Source organism: Yinghuangia sp. YIM S09857 (genome assembly GCF_051388915.1).
Taxonomy (GTDB): domain Bacteria; phylum Actinomycetota; class Actinomycetes; order Streptomycetales; family Streptomycetaceae; genus Yinghuangia.
This window is the reverse complement of record NZ_JBPKBH010000004.1, coordinates 157,393-160,857: the sequence shown is the minus strand read 5'-3', so window position 1 is coordinate 160,857 and position 3,465 is coordinate 157,393. Positions and strand designations below refer to the sequence as shown.

General features: G+C 71.4%; 5 protein-coding genes. 1 reads left to right on the top strand and 4 read right to left on the bottom strand.

Features of this window, described 5'->3' with window-relative positions:
- Window positions 1–13 precede the first annotated feature (13 nt).
- The 4 genes from ACRX5S_RS09550 to ACRX5S_RS09535 form a co-directional block, all read right to left on the bottom strand.
- Window positions 14–691 carry a hypothetical protein gene (locus ACRX5S_RS09550; protein ID WP_436772386.1) on the bottom strand — a complete coding sequence of 226 codons (678 nt, stop codon included), beginning with the start codon at window positions 689–691 and terminating at the stop codon, window positions 14–16.
- Window positions 688–1,578, bottom strand: coding sequence for an ATP-binding cassette domain-containing protein (locus ACRX5S_RS09545; protein ID WP_436772385.1), 891 nt, complete (start codon window positions 1,576–1,578; stop codon window positions 688–690). Before ACRX5S_RS09545 ends, ACRX5S_RS09550 begins: the two co-directional genes overlap by 4 nt.
- Window positions 1,575–1,955 (bottom strand): PadR family transcriptional regulator, encoded by a 381-nt coding sequence (locus tag ACRX5S_RS09540; RefSeq protein ID WP_436772384.1) that lies wholly within the window; start codon window positions 1,953–1,955, stop codon window positions 1,575–1,577. The genes ACRX5S_RS09545 and ACRX5S_RS09540 overlap by 4 nt, the downstream gene beginning before the upstream one ends.
- 111 nt (window positions 1,956–2,066) lie before the next feature.
- Complete coding sequence (locus tag ACRX5S_RS09535) at window positions 2,067–2,519, bottom strand: MaoC family dehydratase (protein WP_436772383.1); 453 nt, start codon at window positions 2,517–2,519, stop codon at window positions 2,067–2,069.
- 237 nt (window positions 2,520–2,756) lie between these two features.
- On the opposite strand from ACRX5S_RS09535, the gene ACRX5S_RS09530 reads away from it, so the two are divergent.
- On the top strand, window positions 2,757–3,248 hold the full coding sequence (locus ACRX5S_RS09530; RefSeq protein ID WP_436772382.1) for a hypothetical protein: 492 nt from the start codon (window positions 2,757–2,759) through the stop codon (window positions 3,246–3,248).
- Window positions 3,249–3,465: the final 217 nt, after the last annotated feature.

Genomic DNA, 3,465 nt, shown 5'->3' with positions numbered 1-3,465 from the left:
CCCCCCCCGGCCGTCACGGCTCCGGGTAGCGGGCAAGGCGCAGGCGCCGGGCGAAGATCGCGAGGGTCAGCCCCGAGCACAGGACCCACGTGGCGGCGGCGTGCAGTACGGCGTGCCCCAGCGCTGTGGTGGAGGCCGCGTCCACGGTGTAGTTGCCGAGTGAGCGAGCGGACCAGAACGGCATGAACTTGGCTGCCAATCCACTGGGGTCGGCGAGGAGTTGGGTCGCGCAGACGATGAGCAGGGCCAGGGCGCCTTCGAGTTCGCGGGGCAGCAGCGCCGCGACAAGGCCGCCGAAGGGTGCGGCGACCACCGCCGTCAGCAGCAACATGAGCCCGGCGCCCCAGGGGTGCGCCAGGTCGTCGCGACTGACGCCGACCAGGGCCCAGTACGCGGTGGCGAGCGCCGCTCCGATTCCCGTCATGGCCAGCAGCCGTCCGCCGATGATGTCGAGGACCGACGCGCCCGCGAGGCGGAGCCGTGGGTCCAGGCTTCGGGAGGCATTGACCACGAAGACGGTGAGCGTCGCGACGGCCCACCCGACGCCGACGGCGAGCAGGCGCGTGGACTGGCCGGGCAGATCGCGGCGTACCAGGTAGAAGCACAGGGGCAGGGCGATCACCAGAAGCAGGGCGGTGCGTCGGCGGCCGACCTCGCGGGCCGACAGCGCGGCCACGACCAGCCCCGTCATGCCCGCCTCCCGGGGCCCCGCCCGGCACCGGCCCGGGTTGTCTCCGGGTCGGGGGCGGCCGCGCTCAGATCCAGTACCTGGTCCACGTGCCTGAGGTCGTGCAGGAGGTGGGTCACCACGACCACCCCGCGGCCGGAGTCGCGCCAGGCGCGCACCTGCTGCCAGAAGTCCACGTACGTCCCTTGGTCGAAGCCCTGATAGGGCTCGTCGAGGAGGAGCAGGTCCGGAGCGTGCAGTTCGCCCAGGACGAGGTTGAGCTTCTGCCGCGTGCCGCCGGAGAGGTGCTGGGCGCAGCGTGCGCGGTCGGGGCGCCAGGCCAGACGCCTGGCCAGATGCTCGCCGGTCGATCGGGCCCGCCGCGGCGCCATGCGGGCGGCCGCACCGAAGAGGGCGAAGTGCTCGGCGGGAGTCAACCACCCGGCGGTGCCGCCCTCTTGGGGGACGTAGCCCACGCGCGCGGTCCGGCGCACCGTTCCGGTGGTGGGCTTGACCAGCCCGGCGCAGATGCGTAGCAAGGTGGACTTGCCGCAGCCGTTGGCGCCGACGACCGCCGCGACCTCGCCGGCTCGCACCGTGAGGTCGACGTCGGCGAAGACCGTGGTCCGGCGGTGGCGCTTGCCGACCCGTTCCAGGCTGAGCAAAACGCGGCCGCGGGCGAGTTCGGGGGTTGCGTGGGCTTGCGGGGCGGGGTCCTCGGGCGCGGAGAGCGCGGCGACCAGGTGGCGGGCGTACAGATGGGCAGGGCCGAAGAGTTCGGTCGGCGATGCACCGAACTCGGAGGCCTGCTGGGAGGTTTCCTCGGCCAGGTGACGGGCGCGCGCCGGTTCGAGGCCGAGTTGCACCAGCTCTCCTTCGAAACGCGGGAGCCACCGCGGGTCGGCCGTCATCGCGCCCCACCGCCCCGGCCGGACGGCCGGGTCCGGTCCTTCCGCACGGGTGCGGCGCCGCCACCGACGAGGGTGTCGATGCCGTCGCGGAACAGGGCCCAGTCGGCGGCCTGTTCGGCGAGTGCCTGACGCCCCGCGGGGGTCAGGGCGTAGTACTTCCGCCTCGGCCCGGACTCCGAAGCCGCCCAGGTGGGCTCGGCCAACCCGTGCTGCTCCAGCCGCAGCAGCGCGGGGTACAGCGTCCCGCCGGGCACCTCGGCGACCCCGGCCTCGGACAGCCGGTGGGCCAATCCGTAGCCGTAGTCGGGGCGTTCGTCCAGCATCGCCATCAGACACAGATCGAGAAAGCCGTGCAACCACGGCCGCGCCGTCAACACGCTAGGCAGCCTAGCTGCTAACCAGGCTGTCTACCTAGTAGAGCTGCGTCGTGCCGAGGTGTCGGCGGACGGGGAGTTCGGGACGCAAGGGCCAGGGCGGCCCTGCCCGGGTCAGAGGACGATCAGCACGATGCTCTCGGCCACGCACGCGGGCTTCGGCTGCCCCTCGATCTCGACGGTGTACTTGACGACGGCCTGCTTGCCCTGCGCGACTTCGCGGACGTCGAGGAGTTCGGCGCCGACCCGGACGCGCGAGTCCACGGCGACCGGGCTGGGGAAGCGGACCTTGTCGGTGCCGTAGTTGACCAGCATCTTCGGGCCTTCCAGCCGGAAGATGTCCTTGCCCAGCGCGGGGATCATCGACAGCGTCAGATAGCCGTGCGCGATGGTGGTGCCGAACGGGCCGTCCTTCGCGCGCTCCGCGTCGACGTGGATCCACTGGTGGTCCCCGGTCGCGTCGGCGAATCGGTTGATGCGTTCCTGGTCGACGACGTGCCACTCGCCGTAGCCCAGGTGCTCCCCCTTGAGGGCGGCGAACTCGTCGAACGACGTGAACACGCGCATGTGCGCCTCCGCGGCATCGTGGGCCTCCGGACGCCTTTCCCGCCTGTACGGGGGTCCGGTGCCATGCGCTGCCCATCGTATTGGCCGACGGGTGGATAGTGGACCTTGCAAACTATTTTCCCAACGGCTAGGTTTCAGCTCGCACCGGATGCGGATGCGGATGCACGTGCAGATGCATCTGAGGTACGGTGCAGCGTGGGCCCTGAGCCGTGTTGACAGGTCCACGAGGGGTGCACGATGCCTGACGGCAAGCCGGAATTGACCATCACGCACATCAGCGAGACGCCCTGGCACGAGGTCAAGGCGCAGTCCCACAGCGGCCGCCGCGTGTCGGTGTGGGAGAAGTTCCTCGAGTGGACACCCGAGCGCATGGTGATCTACGCACGGTACGACGCGGGCGTGATTGTGGAGCGCCACGGCCACATGTCCGAGCACTACGTGTTCGTCATCGCGGGCGAGGTCCTCATCGGCGACCGCCCGTGCCCGGCGGGCACGCACATCACCCTCGAACAGGGGGCCGCCTTCGGGCCGCTCATCGCCGGCCCCGAGGGCGCCACGCTGTACGAGATCATGGCCGGAGACCCGCGCGCGGTCCCCGACGACCGCGAGGGCTTCCAGCGCCTCCTGGCCGAACGGGACGTCACGCCGCTGCCAAACCCGCCGGTCCCGTGGCCGGACTGGCTCCAGGCACGCACCGACGGCGACCCCGGCACCGCCGCGCAGGACTGAGCACGGGCGCCACGGGAACGACCGGCACGATCGGAACGACAGCGACCCGTACGACCCGTACGAACCAAACTGCCGGAACAACACCGGCGAAAGCACCAGAAGGCGTACATTCGCCTTGGATCGCTCCTGGACCGGCACCGGTCCGGCCTGGGAGCGGCCGCAGACCGCACCGCACGCCGTGACGCGAGCCTCGCCCCTGTGGGCACGCGACGGCAGG

Coding starts and splice junctions, on each gene's coding strand:
- ACRX5S_RS09550 (WP_436772386.1), bottom strand. CDS start 691: ATGACGGGGCTGGTCGTGGCCGCGCTGTCGGCCCGCGAGGTCGGCCGC.
- ACRX5S_RS09545 (WP_436772385.1), bottom strand. CDS start 1,578: ATGACGGCCGACCCGCGGTGGCTCCCGCGTTTCGAAGGAGAGCTGGTG.
- ACRX5S_RS09535 (WP_436772383.1), bottom strand. CDS start 2,519: ATGCGCGTGTTCACGTCGTTCGACGAGTTCGCCGCCCTCAAGGGGGAG.
- ACRX5S_RS09530 (WP_436772382.1), top strand. CDS start 2,757: ATGCCTGACGGCAAGCCGGAATTGACCATCACGCACATCAGCGAGACG.